This window comes from Trichococcus alkaliphilus, from assembly GCF_003008695.1.
GTDB lineage: Bacteria > Bacillota > Bacilli > Lactobacillales > Aerococcaceae > Trichococcus > Trichococcus alkaliphilus.
On sequence record NZ_PXZT01000008.1, the window covers coordinates 91,089 to 111,417 of the forward strand.

Sequence of the window (20,329 nt, forward strand, 5' to 3'; positions counted from 1 at the left end):
CATTTCTGCATCCTGAAGAGGCGCGTAACGGCACAAGTATACAGATACACCATTCAGATATTGGAGGAAAACAGATGAAGAAAATCGGCTTTGATCCACAGAAATACATTGAAGAACAATCGAAATATATCCTGGAACGGGTCAACAATTATGATAAATTGTATCTTGAGTTCGGAGGGAAACTGATCGGCGACAAGCATGCGAAACGCGTATTGCCGGGATTCGATGAAGATGCCAAAATCAAATTGCTGCAGAAATTGAAGGACCAAGCGGAGATCCTGATCTGTGTGTATGCAGGCGATATCGAACGCAACAAAATCCGCGGCGACTACGGCATCACCTACGACATGGATGTTTTCCGTCTGATCGATGAGCTGAGGGAATACGAATTGGCCGTCAACAGTGTCGTCATCACGCGCTACAACGGACAGCCGGCCACAAAAGTGTTCATCAACAAACTCGAAAAACGCGATATCAAAGTCTATACCCATGGCGCCATTGAAGGTTATCCTTCCAGTATCGAAACGATCGTCAGCGAAGAAGGCTTCGGCCAGAACACCTATATTCCGACGACCAAGCCGATTGTCGTCGTTACTGCTCCGGGTCCCGGCAGCGGAAAGTTGGCTACCTGCCTAAACCAGCTGTACCACGAACGCCGTCAAGGGCGCGCAGCCGGCTATTCCAAGTTCGAGACTTTCCCGGTATGGAATGTTCCTTTGAAGCACCCGTTGAACATCGCCTATGAAGCCGCAACTGTCGATTTGAAGGACGTCAACATGATGGACAACTACCATTTTGAGACCTACAACGAAGTGGCTGTCAACTACAACCGCGATCTGGAGACTTTCCCTGTCATCAAACGGATCATCGAGCGCATCACCGGCAAGGAATCCGTCTACCAATCACCGACGGACATGGGCGTCAATCGCGTCGGCTTCGGCATCACCGACGACGAAGCAATCCGGGAAGCGTCGAAGCAGGAAATCATCCGCCGCAGCTTCGACACGGAATGCGACTACAAGAAAGGCCTGAGCGATGAAGAGACGCGCAACCATATGCGCCTGATCATGGAAGAGGTCGAATTGAAGCAGGAAGACCGGGTTCCCGTCAAGCCTGCCCGCGAATATGCGAAGCGTTTGATGAAACACGCTGTGGACAACGAAATTCCTGCGGTCATCGCTTTCGAACTGAACGATGGACGGATCGTCACTGGCAGAACTTCCGATCTGATGGATGCTTCTTCTTCCGCCATCCTGAATGCGATCAAAGCTTTGGCGAACATTTCCGACGACATCCTGTTGCTGTCCCCGGTCATTCTGGAGCCGATCAAAAAACTGAAGAGCGATGGCTTGCATAAGCGCATCCCGACCTTGACGGCGAATGAAATCCTGATCGCCTTGTCCATTTCAGCGGTCACCAATCCGACTGCCCAACTGGCTTACGATAAACTTTCCGAGCTGAAGGATGTGCAGGCACACTCGACCGTCATCCTGAACAAAGATGACGATCAGATCCTTCGCAACCTTGGCATGGACATCACTTGCGATCCTGTTTACCCGTCCGAAAATCTTTACTACGTTTAATAGAGTGTTCTGATTTGCGGAATCCCCTGCAAATCAGAACACGTTTGCGATAAACCGTCAGAAACTAATTTCAAAGGCTATCCGCTCCCTGTCTATTTCAGGAGCGGATAGCTTTTTTTCAGGAATGATGCGGATTGTTATTGGTCTTCAAAATGGATGCCCCTGGGACCGACAGAGGTGGAGAAGACGACCTGCGTGTAGGTCTTGCCGAACTGCTGCAGCTCCCCGATGAAAGTATCCAATTCATTCGTCGTCGGAAAGGCGACTTTCAGGAGCATCGAAAATTCTCCGGTCACGCAGTTGCATTCCAACACATTGGGGATGCTGTCCACAAAAGGATAAAAAACAGGCTTCTGTTTGGGGCTGACCTCCAGATTGATGAAAGCCTTGATGTTGTAGCCCAACGTCTGCAGGTTCAGATGGGCGCCGTAATCCGTGATGATGCCGCTCCTTTCCAGTTGGGCGATCCTTGCGGAAATAGCCGGAGAAGACAAAAAGGTGGCCTCGCCGATTTCTTTCAGGGAAGCCCGCGCATTTGTCTGCAGAATATTCAAAATTTGCTTATCGATTTTATCCATTAGAGGCTCCTTCCCTTGTTCTTGTTTGCTTTGTATTCTTAAGATTCTATATCAGTCAGGGCAGGGGACGCAAACGAATGCTGACATGACTTAAGAAAATAAAGTTACATGGGAAATTTCGTGTGATTCTTCTGTGAAAATGTCGAATATGCGGGTTTTGTTCGCAACTTCCTTTGAGCTGTTTCATTCAGTTTTCAGGGGTGGTATTGTTTGCACTATGAATTACAGAAAAATTTCAGGGGGCAAACAGAGATGAACATGAGAATTGAAGCAGACTCGATCGGAACGTTAGCAGTACCCACAGAAGCGTATTATGGTGTGCAATCGTCGCGTGCAAAGGAAAATTTCTCCATCACGGGCACGAAGTTGCATCCGGAATTGATCAGCAATCTGGCTAGAATAAAGAAAGCCGCAGCTATTGTGAACGCTCAGTCGGGGAACCTGACAGTCGGAAAAAAGGATGCGATTGTCCAAGCCTGCGACGAAATTGTGGCGGGACGTTTTCATGAAGCATTCATCGTGGATGCCATCCAAGGCGGTGCCGGGACTTCGGCCAATATGAACGCCAACGAAGTCATCGCCAATCGCGCCATCGAAATTTTGGGCGGGAGAAAGGGCGATTACCGCATCGTTCATCCGAATGACGATGTGAATCTCTGCCAGTCCACCAACGATGTCTTCCCGACTGCGGGGAAAATGACCGTCCTTCAGCTTCTGCCTGAACTGATTGCCGAACTGGAAAAGCTGGAACGGGCATTGGGGGTTAAGGCCGAAGAATTCGCCGGGGTCATCAAGATGGGGCGGACGCAAATGCAGGATGCGGTCCCGACTACGCTAGGGAGAACGTTCCAAGCTTATCAGTCCTTCGTCAAAAGGGATATCCACCACCTCATGAGTGCTGCAGAAGAGATGAAGAGCATCAATCTCGGCGGGACCGCTATCGGCAATGCCATCAATACGACTCCGGAATACTTGGAGAACATAACCGCATTCGTGAGTGAAGAAGCGGGGATTGCATTCATGCAGGCGGAGGATCTTTTCGATGCGACCCAGAACGTGGACGGTTTCGTCAGGGTGTCGGCGGCAATCAAGACGGCAGCGGTGAACTTATCGAAGATGAGCAATGATCTGCGCTTGTTGTCGAGCGGTCCAAGGGCTGGAATCGGTGAAATCAGTTTGCCGGCCAAACAAAATGGCTCTTCGATAATGCCGGGAAAAGTGAATCCGGTGATACCCGAAGTCGTTTCGCAAGTCGCTTTCCGCGTGATCGGAAACGATCTCACCCTCACGATGGCTGCCGAGTCCGGACAGTTGGAGCTGAATGCCTTCGAGCCGATCATTTTCCATTCGTTGTTTGAATCGATTGATTGCTTGGGGCATGCGGTCGCTACGCTGACCGTCAACTGCATCCAAGGCATCCAAGCCAATGAGATGGCCTGCTACAAACAGGTGGAAGAGAGCGCCGGCATCGCGACGGCCCTCTGCCCGATGATCGGCTACCAAAAAGCCAGCGCAATCGCCAAAGAATCACTGAAGACAGGCAAGACCGTCAGGGAATTGGTGCTTGAAAAAGGACTGTTCTCGGTTGAGGAAACAGACAGCATCCTTGATCTCAAACGCATGGCCGGCATACCGGCGGAGCTAGTCTTGCTGGCAGGCAAGGCTGTCTGATTGAATTGTAGGGACCGCCAGAATGCCTGACAGGTTGATCCAAGGCTTTCTGACGGTCCCAAATTTATAATCCCACAATACAGCAGCAGTTTTCGAACCGAACTTCATCGGCCGAAAGCGGGATTATTTAATCATTTTATAATTGTATTCCCTAACTATTATTGCTAAAATAAGCGAAGCAGAGTCCTTTAAACTAATCCTGAGAGATTAAAAAGGGTAACAAATCGAATATTTGATACCTTAGGTCCTTTTGCGAATATCATAATTCAAGGGCTTTTTTTTGCGCCTATAGGAGGAAATATAGAATGTCTTCAAAGAAAATTATTCAGGTTGACGAAAAGGTGCCTGCAAATTTGCTGATTCCGCTTAGTTTGCAACATACTTTCGCAATGTTCGGTGCGTCTGTGCTTGTGCCTATCATTTTCGGTATTGATCCGAGCATCGTATTATTGATGAACGGAGTCGCCACGCTATTATTCATTTGGATCACAAAAGGGAAATCGCCGGCCTATCTTGGTTCAAGCTTTGCCTTCATCGGACCGACGAGCATCATCATCGCTAACCAAGGTTTTGAGTATGCGCAGGGCGGTTTCGTCGTCTTAGGTATTATTGGCTGTATCATGGCCTTCGTCATCTATCGTGTCGGCACAAAGTGGATCGATGTTGTCCTTCCGCCTGCAGCGATGGGGGCCGTTGTTGCCTTGATCGGTCTGGAACTGGCTCACCTTACGATTCAAGGGGGATCAATCGGCGCAAACTTGATGACCGATACTGCGACAGCACAGAATTTCGCTGTCTTCTTCATTACTTTGGGAACGGCTGTCCTAGGTTCCGTACTCTTCAAAGGTTTCTTGTCCACTATCCCTATTCTGATCGCCATCGTCGTTGGCTATATTTCTGCGATTGCGTTCGGCATGGTCGACTTCACTCCGGTAATGGAAGCATCTTTGTTTACGATGCCCCATTTCCAATTGGCGAAATTTGATATGAATGCCATCTTGACGATGCTTCCGGTTTTGCTTGTGCTGACTTCAGAGCATATTGGACACCAGGTGGTCACTTCCAACGTCGTCGGCCGCGATCTGATCAAAGATCCGGGCTTGCACCGTTCGTTGTTTGCTGATTACTTTGCATCTGCTTTATCCGGTTTGATCGGTGGTGTTCCGACAACGACTTACGGCGAGAACATCGGAGTAATGGCCATCACACGTGTCTACAGCGTGCGCGTCATCGCCGGCGCTGCGATTTTCTCCATGGTCATGTCCTTCTTCGGACCGTTGGCGGCACTGATTTCCACAATTCCTGGTGACGTCATCGGTGGCGTTACGTTCTTGCTTTACGGCATGATCGGCACCAGCGGTTTGCGCTTATTGGTTGAAGAAAAAGTGGACTACAGCAAATCCAAGAATCTGATCCTGACATCCATCGTTTTCGTCACTGGATTAAGCGGCTTGACAGTTCAATTTGCAGGCATCCAATTAAGCGGAATGGTCTTAGCCAGTGTGGTCGGCATCATTTTGAGCTTATCTTTCTACCTGTTTGATAAAGCAGGCTGGATGAACGAAACAGACTAAGAACATAGGCTGTTTGATAATAGTAGCTGCAAGCAGGCTCTTATCGGATCCAACCTTCCCCACTCCATCAGCTTATTAAATTTTATGACGGCTCCAACCCGGTATTCCCCGGACTGGAGCCGTCATTTTCGCTTTTTTGAACAGCAGTAGTATAATTGAGGCAAATGAGAAGGCTGACTTTCATGCCGACAGATGAGGGGAGTTGAGCGCATGTTGACGAGTAGAATGAAGATTTCTATCGTTGTGGGAGCTCTTTTGGGCATAGTCTGCATCGTGGGTGCCCAATTGCGTTCCGGATTTGAGAAGGAGGCGCTGTATCTGTTCGCCTTCTGGTATAACCGGCTGTTGATGGGTGTCGTCATCGGTTTTGCAAGCGAAATGCAGGAGTTGAAACGAGCATTGGGGCGTGGAGCCATCCTGGGGCTGTTGGTTTCCTTCGCCTTTTATAGCGCTACAGGATTCGAAGATGTTGTCGGTTTTGTAGCGGGTATCGGTTACTGTGTCATCATTGAATATGTCGCCTACAAGTTCGCCGATAGGGGCTGATGATTTGAAATCCAGAATCAAGGAAATTTCGGAAGAATTGAAATTGGTCATCTCAGGAAAGACTTTCGATGCTTTATTGCCTCCCTTGTTGTTTGCCGTCGTTAATGGCAGATATCAGTTGACTGTCGCCAGTATTTTGGCGATTACGTTGGCTTTGTTATTGGGAATCATCCGGTTGGCACGGAAGCAACCGTTGCGTTATGCCGTGGGTGGTTTGGTTGGTGTTATGTTTGCCTCCGGAATCGCATATTTCTCGAATAATGCCGCCAATTATTATCTTCCCAAAATAGCGACCAGCGCGCTGTTCGTATTGGCGGCGCTGGTGAGCATCGTTCTTGGGAAACCGATGGCCGCGTTGACGAGCCATTTGACGCGCGGGTGGGATTTGGATTGGTATTGGCGCAAGGACGTGAAGCCGGCCTATCAGGAAGTGACGGTTCTTTGGTTTCTGTTTTTTCTGATGCGCCTGGCCTTGCAGATCATCCTTTTCAGGCGTGGCGATATTGTTGAGTTGGCTTGGACCAATACGCTCTTGGGGCTTCCGTTCACGATTGCAGGATTGATCCTCAGCTATCTCTACGGCATTTGGCGCCTCCGCAACCTCAAAGGACCTAGCGTGGAGGAACACCGGGAAGGAAAACCGCAACCGTGGGAAGGGCAGACACGTGGTTTTTAATCAGAAGGATTTCAGAAAGAAGGCATTTTGATGGATAAAGTGGGAATAGCCGCAGTAAAGGGCCGCTCTGCCAATCGCATTCCCAAAAGATACTTGTTTTTATTGCTGAGTCTGTTGCTCTTTGGTTGTGGAACCTCCAATGATGACAATACAAGTGAAACTGATTTGGAAGAACTGAGCAAAATCGAAGTGACCGAATACGAAGGAAAAGATTTGTCTTCTTTGACCGATTTTCGGGAAAATTCAATCAAAGGCCCCCAGTACATAGACGTAGATGCCTACACGCTGACGATCGACGGCTTGGTCGAGCAGCCCGTTTCTTTATCCTACGATGAAGTGTTGGACAATCAGAAGTACACAAAGGTTGTGACACTGCATTGCGTGGAAGGATGGAGCGTCGATATCCTTTGGGAGGGGGTTCTGCTTGCGGACCTGTTCGAAGGAGTGGACGTTCAGGAAAACGCCGATACGGTCATTTTTTATTCGGAGGATGGCTACAGCACATCCCTGCCGCTGCGGACGATCATGGACAGGCAACTGATGATCGCCTACAAAATGAATGGGGTTGTCCTGCCACCCGAAAGAGGCTTTCCGTTCCAGCTGGTAGCGGAAGATAAGCTGGGATACAAATGGATCAAATGGATCACCCGCATTGAGTTGTCCGATGACGCGGACTATAAAGGCTATTGGGAACAACGGGGCTTTGACAATGAGGCGGATGTCAAACCGTGAGAAGAGAGGCTACAGAGAAGCTTAGGCTGTATCCACGCATAATGCTTCTTCCAAGAAAGACAGAGTGACCGGGGCTGCTGTCCTGGCCACTTTTTCGGCAGAAGTCAGTTTTCCCAAAACTATAGGCTGGAGTCCCGGCATTTGGTATGATGGACTTATCATTTTTACAAGGTCCGCCTTATACATGAAGAATGATCGACGCTAGAGCATAAAAATAATAATATTGATGAGGATATGTATGATACTTGTAATAGATAATTATGATTCCTTCACCTACAACCTCGTCCAATACCTGAAGCAATTGGATGAGAACGTTGTGGTGAAACGGAACGATAAGATAACAATCGAAGAGATAGCGGCAATGGATCCGCTGATGATCCTGATTTCCCCGGGCCCCAAGACGCCAAAAGAAGCGGGCGTCAGTCTGGATGTCGTCAGACGCTTTGCAGGGGCTATCCCGATTCTGGGCATCTGCCTGGGGCATCAGACGATCGCCGGTTTGTTCGGCGCGGCAATCGTGAAGGCGAAAGAGCCTGTCCATGGGAAGGTTCATGCCATCCAACACACCGGAAAAGGCGTCTTCCAAGGCTTGAAAAGTCCGCTGAACGTCACAAGATACCATTCCTTGATCGTGGAAAAGGGGAGCCTCCCGGAAAGTCTGGAGGTCACCGCCTGGACGGAGGATGGCGAAATCATGGGCTTTCTTCATCGGGAAGAGCTGATCGAGGGGGTACAGTTCCATCCCGAGGCGATCCTGACGGAGCATGGGTTGGATATGTTGCGCAACTTTTATGAGCGCGCCAAAAAAAAGCGGAAAGGGGCGATTGTTGATGGGAAAAAGAACGACTGACATCGTGATCAAGGAAATCGTTACCGGACTTTCGAGCTTCGAACTGTTCTCTTTGTTCCGCGACCGCAAGCATTGTTTTTTCCTTGACAGCGGGATGGATCCGGAAAAGTTGGGACGCTATTCATTCATCGGATTCGGTCCCGAAATGACGCTGACTGCCAAAGCTGGCGTGGATGCTTTTGCAGAACTGAAAGCACTGTTGGAAGAATATCAGCTGGAGTATGCAGGCGAGCTTCCTTTCATCGGCGGAGCTGTCGGTTACTTCGGCTATGAGTTGCGCCATCAGGTGGAACGGTTGCCGAATGAAGCGCACGATGATGTCCAGATTCCGAACAGCTTCTTTGGCATCTATGACGGTGCGATTGTGGTGGACCATCTTTTGGGCAAGGTCCATCTTGCTTCGCCGGGTCTTTTTGGCGACCCGGAAAAGTGGGTGGCTGAGGCGGAAAAGGTCATCATGGCTGCGGAAGGGTTGCATTTTCCGGTTCAGGTCTCGGAATTGGCTGGCGCTGCCAGGCCGAAGCTCACCGCGAATATGACCAAAAGCTACTATTTGAACGCGATCGCGCGCATCAAGGAGTACATCCGTTCCGGCGACATCTATCAGGTCAACATGACCCAACGCTTCCAATGCCGGACGGAAGCATCGCCCTACGAGCTGTACACGCGCTTGCGCGACATCAATCCCGCGCCGTTCGCTGCCTACATCGACTTCGGCATGGGCCAGCTTTTGAGCAGTTCGCCGGAGCGGTTCCTGCAGATCCGCAACGGCAAGGTTCAGACTCGGCCGATCAAAGGCACACGGCCGCGGGGCGCCACCGAGCAGGAGGATAGAGTGAACCGCCAGGAGCTGTTGGAAAGCGAGAAGGACCGTGCCGAATTGCTGATGATTGTCGATCTGATGCGCAATGATTTGGGTCGGGTCTGCAAAACCGGCAGCGTCAAGGTCACGGAAATGTACCATATCGAGGACTACAGCACGGTTTTTCAGCTCGTCTCGACAATCGAAGGGGAGCTGGAGGAAGGCATCCACGCGCTCGATTGCATCAAAGCAGCCTTCCCGGGCGGATCGATAACGGGCGCGCCGAAAATCAGGGCGATGGAAATCATCGATGAAATCGAGCCGACCCAGCGCAACGTCTATACCGGATCGATTGGCTATGTCGGCTTCAATGGCGATGCCGATCTGAATATCGTCATCCGGACGATTCTGCAGAAAGGCGACACGGCCTATTTTCAGGTCGGCGGCGGAATCGTCTGGGATTCGGATGCGGAAATGGAATACGAGGAGACGCTTGTGAAGGCGAAGGCACTCATCGAGGCGCTGCAAGCGGAATTACCGGAAGGGGAAAACGAATGAAAGTATTTTTGAATACGGCCTATCTTGAAGAAGATGCAGCGCTGATCAGTCCGCTGTCCCCAGGCTTCATGTACGGATACGGGGTTTTTGAGACAATCCGCGTTTCCGGTAAACAAGCGCTGTTTCTGGACCAACATTACACACGCATGGTCCGTGCGCTGTCGGTTCTGGGGATGACTTGCCCCTATCAAGAAACCGACCTCCAGCCGATCATCGAAAAATTGCTGGAGCTGAATGGCGTTTCCGAAGGTTTCGTAAAGGTCGTCTGCAGCAAACCGACCCCGAAAAAACAGGTGCATCAGGAAGCGGATATCCTGATCCTGACAGGAACGAAAACCTACAAAGAGGAATATACAACAGGTCTGAAAGTATGCCTGGCCGATGCGAGAAGGAACGAATTCTCCAAAATAGTCGGCATCAAAAGCATGAGTTATACGGAAAACATCCTGGAAAAAGAAGCAGCCGTAAAGAAAGGCTTTCATGAAGCTCTTTTCCTGAATACGCAAGGACTGGTTGCCGAGGGATGCGTCGCAAATATTTTTTGGGTCAAGGCTCGCGAGGTCTACACACCCGCTGCGGCCTGCGGCATCCTTGAGGGGACAGCCAGGGCAAGGGTCATACAACAGTGCATGGAGTTGGGGATGCCAATCCATGAAGGCAGCTATCATTCGGAAGAACTGTTTGACGCAGATGAGATTTTTTTGACCAATGCTCTGATGGGGATTATGCCAGTCAGCCGTTTGGAGGATAAGTTGTTCAATCCGGGCGACTATCCTGTGACTACAAAATTGCGGAGAAGTACGAATTTTTGAGCACACCCGCTTGGAAAAGAAAGGAAAACCGATTAGATGGAAAAATGCGATCAAATCGAAAGAAGTCTCATCAAAAAATACCGGAAATCCTTATGGCGGCCCTTCATAAAAGCGATCCAGGAATATGAACTGATCCAAGACGGCGACAAGATAGCCGTCTGCATCTCCGGCGGGAAGGATTCGATGCTGATGGCCAAACTGATGCAGGAGCTGCAACGGCATGGCACGATACGATTCGAGCTGGTCTTTTTGGCGATGAATCCGGGATACAGTGAACAGAACCAGCAACAGATTTTGGATAATGCCGCATTGATGGACATCCCACTGACCGTTTTCGAGTCCTCCATTTTTGATGTCGTTGAGAATGTGGACTCGTCACCCTGTTATCTTTGCGCGCGCATGCGCAGGGGCAGTCTGTACCAAAAAGCCCAGGAGCTCGGCTGCAACAAGATCGCTTTGGGACATCATTTCGATGACGTCATCGAGACGATCCTGATGAACATGTTCTACGGCGGGACCATCGAGACGATGATGCCGAAACTGCATAGCCGGAACTTCGAAGGGATGGAGCTGATCCGGCCGCTTTATCATGTGAAGGAAGCGGATATCATCGCCTGGAAGGACTACCATCAATTGACATTCCTCCAGTGCGCCTGCCGTTTCACGGAAATGTACGATAATCAACCGAGCGATATCGGAGGTTTCAAGCGCAAAGAGATGAAGGCATTGATCGGCCAACTGCGCGAAACGAGTCCGCTCATCGACGCGAATATCTTCCAGAGTGTGCAGAGCGTGAACCTCGAAAAAATCATTTCTTCCCGAGATCGGGACGGAAGGCATCATTTTCTTGAAAAATACGCGGATGGGGCTGAAAGGCCGCTGCCAGATATGGTAGAATGAGTCGAACCTCCGCAAAATCGGAGAACATTAATAGGGAGTTGAATGAAATGACCTTGTCATTCGAAGAAAAAAAAGCGATATTTGATGATTATAAAGAACTGACGGCTGTTCCGGTCTCGATGAACCGGATCAATTATCATTTCAATGCGAGTGCGGTGGACCACAAAATCGCCGTCCGCTTCCTGCATCCAAACGGCAATGCCTTCATTTATGCAGGCTACCTGCCGAAAGAAGAGACGGATAAAGGCTATATTTCCGTATTGGAAAGCGACGAAGGAACGATCCGTTTCCTGCTGGAAAAGGCGATTTCCTTTCTGAAAAAAACCGAAGACGGCTATGAGGAAGGCTACTCGGAAAAATGGGTGGATCGGTCCGGAGATGTTCTGTTGCTGATCTACGATAATCCGATGTGGTCGGTTGCGTTGAAGAACGGTCAAATGGAAGGAATCTTCAAGACCCGTGATGCGGCTGTCGGTTATCTGAATGATGAAGGTTTCTCGCGAACCAATTAACCGCTAAAAGCATGCGAAAGGAAGGCTGGTATGGGAATCAGACAAATGCTTGCGGACTATTCTCCCTTTAATGAACAGGAAGAAAAGGACCGTGAGCTGATGCTTCGGTATCTGGATCAATTCGATGATTTGTTCAAGCGTGAGAATGAGTTCGCCCACTTCACCGCTTCGAGTTGGGTCGTCAATCGCGACCGTACCAAGGTGCTGATGGTCTACCATAACATCTACCGTTCCTGGTCCTGGATCGGCGGCCACATGGATGGGGAAACCGACTTCCTGGCAACGGCGATCCGGGAAACGAAGGAAGAGACGGGTATCGAGCAGGTAAAGCCGATTTCGCAGAAGCTCTTTTCGCTCGAAATATTGAGTGTGGATGGGCACGTCAAAAACGGCAAACAGATAGGGACGCATGTGCATCTGAATCTGACCTACCTGCTGGAAGCGGACGAGACGCAACGGACGAGCGTCAAACCTGACGAAAACAGTGGGGTCGCTTGGATGGGATTGGAAGAGGCGCTTTCCAAGTGCAGCGAGCCTTACATGAAGGGCATTTACGCCAAGCTGAACGATAAATTGAACAGAATGCAATAGCCGCTCAGCGCCGATGGTTCTCATTTTCCATCGGCAACGAAAAGTGGCATAATGGCAGTGGAGAGCACCGACTGCGCCGAAGAACATATTCGGCGGGTCGGTGCAGCCGCTGTTTTTTTTTGTCCATTTGCACTGTCGGGGTCGGTAATCATAAGATTAGGGAGGATTTAACTTATGAATAAAATTGTTCCGCATTTTTGGTTTGATACGCAGGCTGTAGAAGCAGCTGAATTCTATACCTCACTGTTCGATAATTCCAAAATCACAAACGTCAGCCAAATCCAGAATCCACCACCATATGGAACGGCCGATATTGTCTCAATGACGTTGGCTGGTCAGGATTTCATGGCGATCGCGGCAGGACCGTATTTCCGCTTCAATCCGTCCATTTCAATCCGAATCGATTGCGCATCGATGAAGGAAGTCGATTTCCTTTGGGAAAAGCTTTCCGATGGCGGCGCGGTGCTCATGCCGTTGGACGCTTACCCCTTCAGCAAAAGGTATGGTTGGACAGCGGACCGTTACGGCCTGTCTTGGCAGATCATGCACGTCGGCGAACGGGAGATAGAACAGAAATTGACTCCGACGCTGATGTTCACCAAAAAACAATGCGGCAAAGCAGAGGAGGCGATCCTTTTCTATGAGGCTGTGTTCTCAGATACCTCAATCGATGCAATGGATTACTACGGAGTGGGGGAGGAACCGGATGCGCCCGGGACGGTAAGATTCGCTTCTTTCAAGTTGGAAGGCCAAACGTTCGCAGCCATGGACAGTGCTCAGGCCCATGATTTTGAATTCAATGAAGCTATCTCTTTCATCGTCAATTGCGAAAATCAGGAAGAAATTGATTACTATTGGGAAGCCCTGTCGTATGTCCCGGAAGCGGAAAACTGCGGATGGCTGAAGGATAAATACGGGGTATCTTGGCAGATCGTTCCAACGGACATGAACGAGATGCTGCAGACAGCGGATCCTGAAAAATTGGCACGCGTCACAGAGGCGACTCTGAAAATGAAAAAATTGGATCTTGCGGAACTGAGAAGAGTTTACGAAGCCTAGTCACTGTTTTTTTGCATGGTTGCATGAAAGAAGGATGCAGGATGAAAAGAGTGAAAAAGACGGTTTGGTGGAAAGGTGTTTTTTGGAGCATCAACTTGTTATTTTTGGCGATTTTGTTGGGATTTTCTGGAGTAGCTTCGGCCACGACCCTAAATGAGGAGAATCTGGATCATTTGGCTGCCGGTGAGACGATTGAAGGACCGGGTTTCTTTGCGGGTAATGTGGTGAAAGTCGATGGAAATGTGGAAGGGACGACGTTTGTGTCCGGGCAGGATGTCCGGATCAACGGCAACATCAACGGCGATCTTTTTGTGGCTGCCCAAACAATTTCCATTAACGGGACGGTGACCGGCAATATTTATGGAGCTGGGCAAGCACTTACCTTTGATGGGCAATCGGAAAGCGATGTTTTCTTTGCCGGTCAGAATATCTCCGTCGGACAGGATGCGTCCATTGGCAGGGACTTGTTTGCGGCGGGCGCAACCATCCTTCAAGAAGGGATCATCCAACGCAACCTCTTCGGGGGCGGAGCCGAGATTGTGCTCAGCGGACAGATCGGCGGGGACGCCAATCTTCAGACGGATAGTCTGAAACTTCAGGACGGCGCGAACATAGCGGGCGACCTCAACTACAAGGGTGAAAACGAAGCTGACATCGGGACCGGCGCAACGATCGCTGGAGACACCGATTGGGAATTTGCCGAAACGATGAACGTGGACAGAGAAGTCGCGGTGAAAGAGACGAGAACTCCGGTAAGGAAATTTTTCTGGTTCCTCTGGAGCTTGGCGAGCGCTTTGCTGATCTGGTTCCTGATTCGAATCTGGCGCCCCGCTTTCTGGCAAAACACAACCCAGCCCTTGGTTGAACAGCCGCTGAAGACGTTGGGTGTTGGTCTGCTGACATTGTTGGTGGTGCCGCCGATGATCATCTTGGCGATGGTCACCGTCATCGGGATTCCGATCGCGGTCATCCTTGGCGCCGTTTATCCGATCGCTTTGTATCTGTCGCGGATCATCGTGGCGGTTTTCATCGGACAGTGGTTGGCGAAACGCTTCAAATGGCCCGAGCTGCATAAAGGCGTCTGGCTGGTATTGTTGGGATTGATCATCCTCGGCGTTTTACGGATGCCACCTTACATCGGCTTCCTGAGTTCCTTGCTGATCGTGATGGCAGGGTTGGGGTCGCTCGTGATGGCCCATCATCGAGCTGCACCTGAAACAGCAAGCGTGCAGACCGAATTGGATCTGTAGCCGGATCAGCAGGACGGAAACTGGAATGGAAATGCGAACGCATCATTTTCTTCCCGGGAACGCGCACTTTTTGATATAATGGACCCTGAGGTGAATCTATGAAATTCGTAGTGGCAAGGACATTCAAAAAGAACGGCAGTGCAGCGATTGCAATCGATGCGGTACCATCCATTATGGGCTATTCGGAAGAATTGGAGCAACGTTTCGGCCGGAAAATCGAGGTGCTCCTCCTGAGCGGGGACTCCGCGGAAGCCCTGGAAGAGGCGTGGCCGGAGTACGCACCCATCGCGGTGGTTGACAACAAAGAAACATTCGAACGCACGATTGAAGAAAAAGTCAGCCGGAAAAAATAGCATCGGATCGGCGCGGAAGCATATGGAAATGCTGCCGCGCCGGTCTTTTTTTGTTTTAATTCTCCGTTGAACCTCAGTCTGGTATAATCGATTCAGAAGCAAAGAAGCCAAAACACATGACCGCTTCGGGGGTCAAAGCAGCGAGAGGAGGAGCCTTTTACCGCGCGTATCCGCCATTTAGGGAATCCGGACAGGTAAGGCAAGAAACATGACCTTAAAACAACTAAGATATATGCTGGCAGTCGCGCAGTACAAATCGATCAACGAAGCCGCAAAAAAATGCTTCATTTCACAACCTAGCCTATCAAACGCCATCAAGGACCTTGAGGAAGAAATCGGTCTGGAGCTGTTCATCCGGACCGCCAAAGGCATCACTTTGACCGCAGAAGGCAGCGAATTCCTGAAGTACGCCCAGCAGGTGATCGAGCAAGCGGAGTTGCTGGAACAGCGCTACCTCGACAAGAAACCGGCCAAACAATTGTGTTCCATTTCGACCCAACATTACGCGTTCGCCGTCAGCGCGTTCGTCAACATGATCAAAAAGAGCGGAGCGGATGAATACAAGTTCACCTTGCGTGAGACGCGTACCCATGAAATCATCGAGGACGTCAAAAGTTTCCAGAGTGAAATCGGCATCCTCTATCTGGATTCGTTCAACCGCAATGCGCTAAAAAAAATCCTGCAGGAGAGCCAATTGGAGTTCCATCCTTTGTTTGAAGCGGAACCGCACATCTTTGTCAGCGTCCGTAATCCATTGGCGTCCAAACAGCGTGTTACCTTGGCGGACCTCGAGGATTATCCCTACCTGTCATTCGAACAGGGCGAGCATAATTCCTTCTATTTTTCTGAAGAGATTCTCAGCACCGTTTTCCATAAAAAAAGCATCCTCGTCAGCGACCGCGCGACTTTGTTCAATTTGGTGATCGGTTTGGATGGATATACCATCTCCACAGGCGTACTTAGTGAAGAGCTGAACGGCACGGACATCGTTTCGGTGCCGTTGGATGTCGAGGACCGGATGGTGATCGGTTGGATCGCCAACAAGAAAGCCGGAATCAGCCGGCAGGCAGCCGCCTATATCAAGGAGCTGAAGGCAGTGATCCGGACCTATGGGAATTAACAGGTTCGGTCTATTTTGGGTATAGTCTTTTTCTATAACTAAGTATATTTTTTTGGTGTTACTCTATATCTTCATTCCGTGTCATACTATTGGAAATAAATGACTTCTTGCGGGAAGTCATCAACTGACATGATCAATTGTACACAAAGTAAGTGCGCTCAAAATGCCGCACCTTGAACAAATTGAAGGAGGACATGACTATGAAGATTAGAGATATGATCAGCAAAGGGGAACCGACCGTTTCGTTTGAAATTTTTCCGCCGAAGAGCAGCTATTCCCTTGACACCGTGTTCGACACTTTGCATGACCTGAAGGGCTTGCATCCCGATTTCATTTCCGTGACGTACGGCGCAGGCGGTACTGCCCAAAGCAACACGGTTGAAATCGCATCGCGCATCAAGAAGGATTTCGGCATCGAATCGATCGCCCATTTGACAGGCTGCACCTCGACAAAAGAGGGCATGAAACGGACACTGGCATCAATCAAGGATAGCGGCATCGAAAACATCCTGGCTTTGCGCGGGGATATACCCCAGGAGAAATTGGCGGACAAGAATTGGAATCCGGAATATCGTTATGCATCCGAACTGATCGACGACATCAAAGCGGCAGGCGATTTTTCGATCGGAGCGGCCTGCTATCCGGAAGGGCATATCGATTCCATAAACAAAGTGGATGACCTGAAAAATCTGAAAAGGAAAATGGACCACGGCGCGGACTTCATGATCACGCAGCTTTTCTACGACAACGATCTTTTCTATCAGTTCAAGGAGAAATTGGATCTCATCGGCATCGAACAACCGGTCATCGCCGGGATATTGCCGGTGCTGAACATCAAACAGGTGAAACGGATTCAGGAAATTTCTGGCTGCAACCTGCCGCCGAAATTCCTGCGGATACTTGATAGATACGCGCACGATCCGGCATCGCTGCAGGAAGCCGGCATCGCTTATGCAGTCGATCAGATCATCGACTTGCTATCTTCAGGGGTGGATGGCGTCCACATCTACACGATGAACAAGCCTGATGCGACAAGAAGAATCATGGAAAACATCTCCTGTGTCCGCAAGGCGGTCTGCAGAAAAGAGCCGCAAAGATGAAGACGGATCTGAAGCTGGTCGCAAAGTATCTAGGCTTCGGCAACAAACAACCCGACGAACGGACAAAGAACGATATGGAGATGATCGCCGCTCAGTTTGAGCAGGCGGTCACCGGGAAATGGACTTATGGGCATTATCTTCTGGACCACTCCGTTGAGGGCGTAATTAAGCTGGTGGGGACTGCAGTGGTGCTGGAAGGGAAAAGCATCACCCGTACGCTTAAGCGATGCAATGAGGTCTACATCATGGTCTGCACATTAGGCGCGCAGGGGGATCTCCTCATCGAGCGCAATAAAATGATGTCGCCGACCTTGGGCATGATCGCTGATGCCTGTGCATCCGCATTCGTCGAGACGATCGCGGACAGTTGCCAACAGGAAATCGAAAGCCAGTTGCCAGCGGGAGCCGCATTGACTTTCCGTTACGCGCCCGGATACGGGGATCTTCCTTTGGCCACCAACAAAACGCTGCTCGGGGAATTGCAGTCCGACAAGCGGATCGGGGTCCATCTGACGGATTCGATGCTGATGACGCCAAGAAAATCGATTGTGGCGATATTGGGCGTTCTGGAGGAAGGGACATCCAAAGGCAAGAACCATCGTTGCGGGAATACCAGCTGCAGCGAGTGCGATCTGAACGACAGCTGCACGGCCAGAAGTTAAGTTAGGGGGCAAAGGAATGGATATCAGGAAACAAGTTGGAGAAGAACTGCTTCTCTTTGATGGTGCGATGGGCACGATGCTCCAGACATACGGGATGAAAGCCGGCAAAAATCCGGAAGCGTTGAATCTGGAGGATCCCGAGCTGCTCGGCCGGATCCATCGGGAGTACGTCGAAGCCGGTGCGCAGTTCATCACGACAAATACATTCGGCGCGAATGCCTACAAACTGCAGGAGACCGGCTACTCCGTTACGGAAGTGGTGACTGCTGCAGTTGAGATCGCAAAAGCCGCAACGGCAGGGACAAGGGCGCAGGTAGCGCTCGATATCGGACCGGTAGGGAAGATGATGAAACCGATCGGATTGCTGGATTTCGACCAGGCTTACGACTATTTCCGCGAGCAAGTGACGATTGGGGCTGCGGCCGGAGCGGATCTGATCCTCATCGAAACGATGTCGGATCTGGCGGAAATGCGCGCGGCCGTGTTGGCTGCGAAAGAGAACTGCGACCTGCCGATCTTCGCGACGATGACCTTTACGGATGATGGCAATACCTTGACCGGAACCGAGCCGGAGATCATGGCCCTCTCTTTGGATGCGTTGGGTGTGGATGTGCTGGGCGTAAACTGCTCATTGGGCCCAAAGGAACTGATTCCCATCATCAAAAGGATCTTGGCCTTCACGAACACACCGGTGATGGTGCAGGCGAATGCCGGCATTCCTGTGACGGAAGCGGGCGTCGCCAAATATAACGTCGTTTCCGCGGACTACCTTGAGGTCGCGAAGGAATTGGCCGGTTTGGGAGTTTCTGTGATCGGGGGCTGCTGCGGCACGACACCGGAGTACATCCGCGATCTGCAGCAGGCCAAAGCGCTTTTTGTTAAAAGGGAAGTCAATAAATTGAAGCGGTATGTCTGTTCCGCGCAGAAAAAGGTTTGCCTGGATGGCCAGATCACCCTCATTGGTGAGCGGATCAACCCATCAGGCAACAAAGCTTTGAAGGAACAATTCGTGGCAGGCAATCCGTTGGCGGCCATCAAAGTCGCTTTTGAACAGGTCCAAAAAGGTGCGGATGTTTTGGACATCAACACCTCTTTGCCGATGATCGACGAAACGGACTATATGACAAAAATAATCGATGGGATGAGTGGACTGGTGGAAGCGCCGCTGCAATTCGATTCGACCAAACCGGAAGTGCTTGAAGCAGCTTTGAGGCGCTACAGCGGCGTCGCAATCGTCAACTCGGTCAACGGGAAAGAATCCTCGATGGCCGAAATCTATCCAATCGTCCAGAAATACGGCGCCTTTGTCGTGGCCTTGTGTCTGGATGAAGCGGGCATCCCGGATGATGCGGATGGCCGTACAAAGGTCGCCCAAAAGCTGATCGATCGAGCGGGAGAATACGGCATCGGGTCCGAAAGATTGCTCGTCGATTGCCTTGTGCTCACAGCGGCTGCCCAACAGAAAGCGGTCATGGAGACGTTGAAGGCCTTGCGTTGGGTCAAGGAAAACACGCAAGCTTTGACCACCTTGGGACTGAGCAATGTTTCCTATGGACTGCCTTTCCGTGCCTTGATCAACCGTACCTATTTTGCCATGGCGCTGACTTCGGGACTGGATACGGTCATCATCAACCCAGGGGCCGACGGAATCGTCGACACGATGCGCGCCTTCAATGTTCTGTCCGGACAAGATGAAGGTGCCATCGACTATATCGACTACAACAACAAAAAGGCTGTGGTCAAATCCGATGGGCCCAAGCAGGAAAACGTGGTCCGTTCCTACCGGGAAATGCTCTTGGAGGGCGACGAAACAGGTATCATGAAGGCAACAAATGCGCTGCTTAAAGACAATACGCCATTGGCTGTCGTGGACGATCACATCGTGCCGGCATTGGATGAAGTCGGCAAACTCTATGAACAGAAGAACATCTTCCTGCCTCAGTTGATCCGCGCCGCCGAAACGGCCGGCAAAGCCTTCGAAACGATCCGCGCAAAACTTGCGGCCGGCAATGAGAAGCTGGAATCGAAGGGAACCATCGTCATGGCCACCGTAAGAGGGGATATCCATGATATCGGAAAAAATCTGGCCAAAGTCCTGCTTGAAAACTATGGCTACGACGTCATCGACCTCGGCAAGGATGTCCCTATCGAGGAGGTTGTGGCAGTTGCCAAGCAACATCAAGTCAAATTGGTCGGTTTGTCTGCATTGATGACGACGACCGTCACGGCGATGGAGGATACGATCACAGCCTTGCGCGAGGCTGGTTTGCCTGTGAAGGTCTTCGTCGGGGGAGCCGTACTGACAGAAAAGTATGCAAAAGCCATCGGAGCGGATTACTACTGCAAAGATGCCCGAGCCGGCGTCACCGTAGCAGAAGAAGTCTTCAGCATAAATTAAAA

General features: G+C 50.6%; 21 protein-coding genes. 19 read left to right on the forward strand and 2 right to left on the reverse strand.

Going from position 1 to position 20,329, the window contains the following annotated elements:
• Positions 1 to 74 precede the first annotated feature (74 nt).
• The gene (locus C7R73_RS08260) at positions 75 to 1,583 is read left to right on the forward strand and encodes a DUF1846 domain-containing protein (RefSeq protein WP_106450049.1); all 1,509 of its coding nucleotides are present in this window, start codon (positions 75 to 77) and stop codon (positions 1,581 to 1,583) included.
• A 137-nt stretch (positions 1,584 to 1,720) separates the two neighbouring features.
• On the opposite strand, the gene C7R73_RS08265 is transcribed toward C7R73_RS08260, so the two are convergent.
• Complete coding sequence (locus tag C7R73_RS08265; protein ID WP_106450050.1) at positions 1,721 to 2,161, reverse strand: Lrp/AsnC family transcriptional regulator; 441 nt, start codon at positions 2,159 to 2,161, stop codon at positions 1,721 to 1,723.
• 258 nt (positions 2,162 to 2,419) lie between these two features.
• Between C7R73_RS08265 and C7R73_RS08270 the strand changes: the two genes are divergently transcribed.
• From C7R73_RS08270 to C7R73_RS08290, 5 genes are all read left to right on the forward strand, one after another.
• The gene (locus tag C7R73_RS08270; RefSeq protein WP_479688037.1) at positions 2,420 to 3,832 is read left to right on the forward strand and encodes an aspartate ammonia-lyase; all 1,413 of its coding nucleotides are present in this window, start codon (positions 2,420 to 2,422) and stop codon (positions 3,830 to 3,832) included.
• Between the two features lie 305 nt (positions 3,833 to 4,137).
• Entirely contained in the window at positions 4,138 to 5,406 is a 1,269-nt protein-coding gene (gene uraA, locus C7R73_RS08275; protein WP_106450052.1) for a uracil permease, read from the forward strand.
• Positions 5,407 to 5,616: 210 nt separating this feature from the next.
• Positions 5,617 to 5,952, forward strand: a complete 336-nt coding sequence (locus C7R73_RS08280; protein ID WP_106450053.1) for a hypothetical protein — start codon at positions 5,617 to 5,619, stop codon at positions 5,950 to 5,952.
• Positions 5,953 to 5,956: 4 nt separating this feature from the next.
• Entirely contained in the window at positions 5,957 to 6,628 is a 672-nt protein-coding gene (locus C7R73_RS08285; RefSeq protein WP_205076493.1) for a DUF3159 domain-containing protein, read from the forward strand.
• A 30-nt stretch (positions 6,629 to 6,658) separates the two neighbouring features.
• Positions 6,659 to 7,360, forward strand: coding sequence for a molybdopterin-dependent oxidoreductase (locus C7R73_RS08290; protein ID WP_106450055.1), 702 nt, complete (start codon positions 6,659 to 6,661; stop codon positions 7,358 to 7,360).
• A 21-nt stretch (positions 7,361 to 7,381) separates the two neighbouring features.
• Here the strand turns inward: C7R73_RS08290 and C7R73_RS13730 are convergent, their stop codons facing one another.
• Positions 7,382 to 7,522 carry a hypothetical protein gene (locus tag C7R73_RS13730; protein WP_161525906.1) on the reverse strand — a complete coding sequence of 47 codons (141 nt, stop codon included), beginning with the start codon at positions 7,520 to 7,522 and terminating at the stop codon, positions 7,382 to 7,384.
• A 76-nt stretch (positions 7,523 to 7,598) separates the two neighbouring features.
• Between C7R73_RS13730 and C7R73_RS08295 the strand changes: the two genes are divergently transcribed.
• The 13 genes from C7R73_RS08295 to C7R73_RS08355 all read left to right on the forward strand — a co-directional run bounded on the left by C7R73_RS08295 (position 7,599) and on the right by C7R73_RS08355 (position 20,327).
• The gene (locus C7R73_RS08295) at positions 7,599 to 8,210 is read left to right on the forward strand and encodes an anthranilate synthase component II (protein ID WP_106450056.1); all 612 of its coding nucleotides are present in this window, start codon (positions 7,599 to 7,601) and stop codon (positions 8,208 to 8,210) included.
• Positions 8,191 to 9,570: an aminodeoxychorismate synthase component I gene (pabB, locus tag C7R73_RS08300; RefSeq protein WP_192875251.1), complete on the forward strand. Its 1,380-nt coding sequence runs from the start codon at positions 8,191 to 8,193 to the stop codon at positions 9,568 to 9,570. Before C7R73_RS08295 ends, pabB begins: the two co-directional genes overlap by 20 nt.
• The gene (locus tag C7R73_RS08305; RefSeq protein WP_106450057.1) at positions 9,567 to 10,382 is read left to right on the forward strand and encodes an aminotransferase class IV; all 816 of its coding nucleotides are present in this window, start codon (positions 9,567 to 9,569) and stop codon (positions 10,380 to 10,382) included. Before pabB ends, C7R73_RS08305 begins: the two co-directional genes overlap by 4 nt.
• 36 nt (positions 10,383 to 10,418) lie before the next feature.
• Entirely contained in the window at positions 10,419 to 11,282 is an 864-nt protein-coding gene (locus tag C7R73_RS08310) for a tRNA 2-thiocytidine biosynthesis TtcA family protein (protein ID WP_106450058.1), read from the forward strand.
• A gap of 47 nt (positions 11,283 to 11,329) precedes the next feature.
• The gene (locus tag C7R73_RS08315) at positions 11,330 to 11,794 is read left to right on the forward strand and encodes a hypothetical protein (RefSeq protein WP_086987147.1); all 465 of its coding nucleotides are present in this window, start codon (positions 11,330 to 11,332) and stop codon (positions 11,792 to 11,794) included.
• 30 nt (positions 11,795 to 11,824) lie between these two features.
• Positions 11,825 to 12,385, forward strand: coding sequence for an NUDIX hydrolase (locus tag C7R73_RS08320; protein WP_106450059.1), 561 nt, complete (start codon positions 11,825 to 11,827; stop codon positions 12,383 to 12,385).
• A 174-nt stretch (positions 12,386 to 12,559) separates the two neighbouring features.
• Positions 12,560 to 13,444 (forward strand): VOC family protein, encoded by an 885-nt coding sequence (locus C7R73_RS08325; RefSeq protein WP_106450060.1) that lies wholly within the window; start codon positions 12,560 to 12,562, stop codon positions 13,442 to 13,444.
• Positions 13,445 to 13,485: 41 nt separating this feature from the next.
• Positions 13,486 to 14,694 carry a bactofilin family protein gene (locus tag C7R73_RS08330; protein WP_106450061.1) on the forward strand — a complete coding sequence of 403 codons (1,209 nt, stop codon included), beginning with the start codon at positions 13,486 to 13,488 and terminating at the stop codon, positions 14,692 to 14,694.
• Positions 14,695 to 14,792: 98 nt separating this feature from the next.
• On the forward strand, positions 14,793 to 15,047 hold the full coding sequence (locus C7R73_RS08335; protein ID WP_106450062.1) for a DUF6718 family protein: 255 nt from the start codon (positions 14,793 to 14,795) through the stop codon (positions 15,045 to 15,047).
• A 208-nt stretch (positions 15,048 to 15,255) separates the two neighbouring features.
• A complete protein-coding gene (locus C7R73_RS08340) occupies positions 15,256 to 16,167 on the forward strand; it encodes a LysR family transcriptional regulator (protein ID WP_106450063.1) in 912 nt (303 codons plus the stop codon).
• A gap of 200 nt (positions 16,168 to 16,367) precedes the next feature.
• Positions 16,368 to 17,267, forward strand: a complete 900-nt coding sequence (metF, locus tag C7R73_RS08345; protein ID WP_106450064.1) for a methylenetetrahydrofolate reductase [NAD(P)H] — start codon at positions 16,368 to 16,370, stop codon at positions 17,265 to 17,267.
• Positions 17,264 to 17,929: a vitamin B12 dependent-methionine synthase activation domain-containing protein gene (locus tag C7R73_RS08350; protein WP_106450065.1), complete on the forward strand. Its 666-nt coding sequence runs from the start codon at positions 17,264 to 17,266 to the stop codon at positions 17,927 to 17,929. The genes metF and C7R73_RS08350 overlap by 4 nt, the downstream gene beginning before the upstream one ends.
• Before the next feature lie 16 nt (positions 17,930 to 17,945).
• Positions 17,946 to 20,327, forward strand: a complete 2,382-nt coding sequence (locus C7R73_RS08355) for a homocysteine S-methyltransferase family protein (protein WP_106450066.1) — start codon at positions 17,946 to 17,948, stop codon at positions 20,325 to 20,327.
• Positions 20,328 to 20,329: the final 2 nt, after the last annotated feature.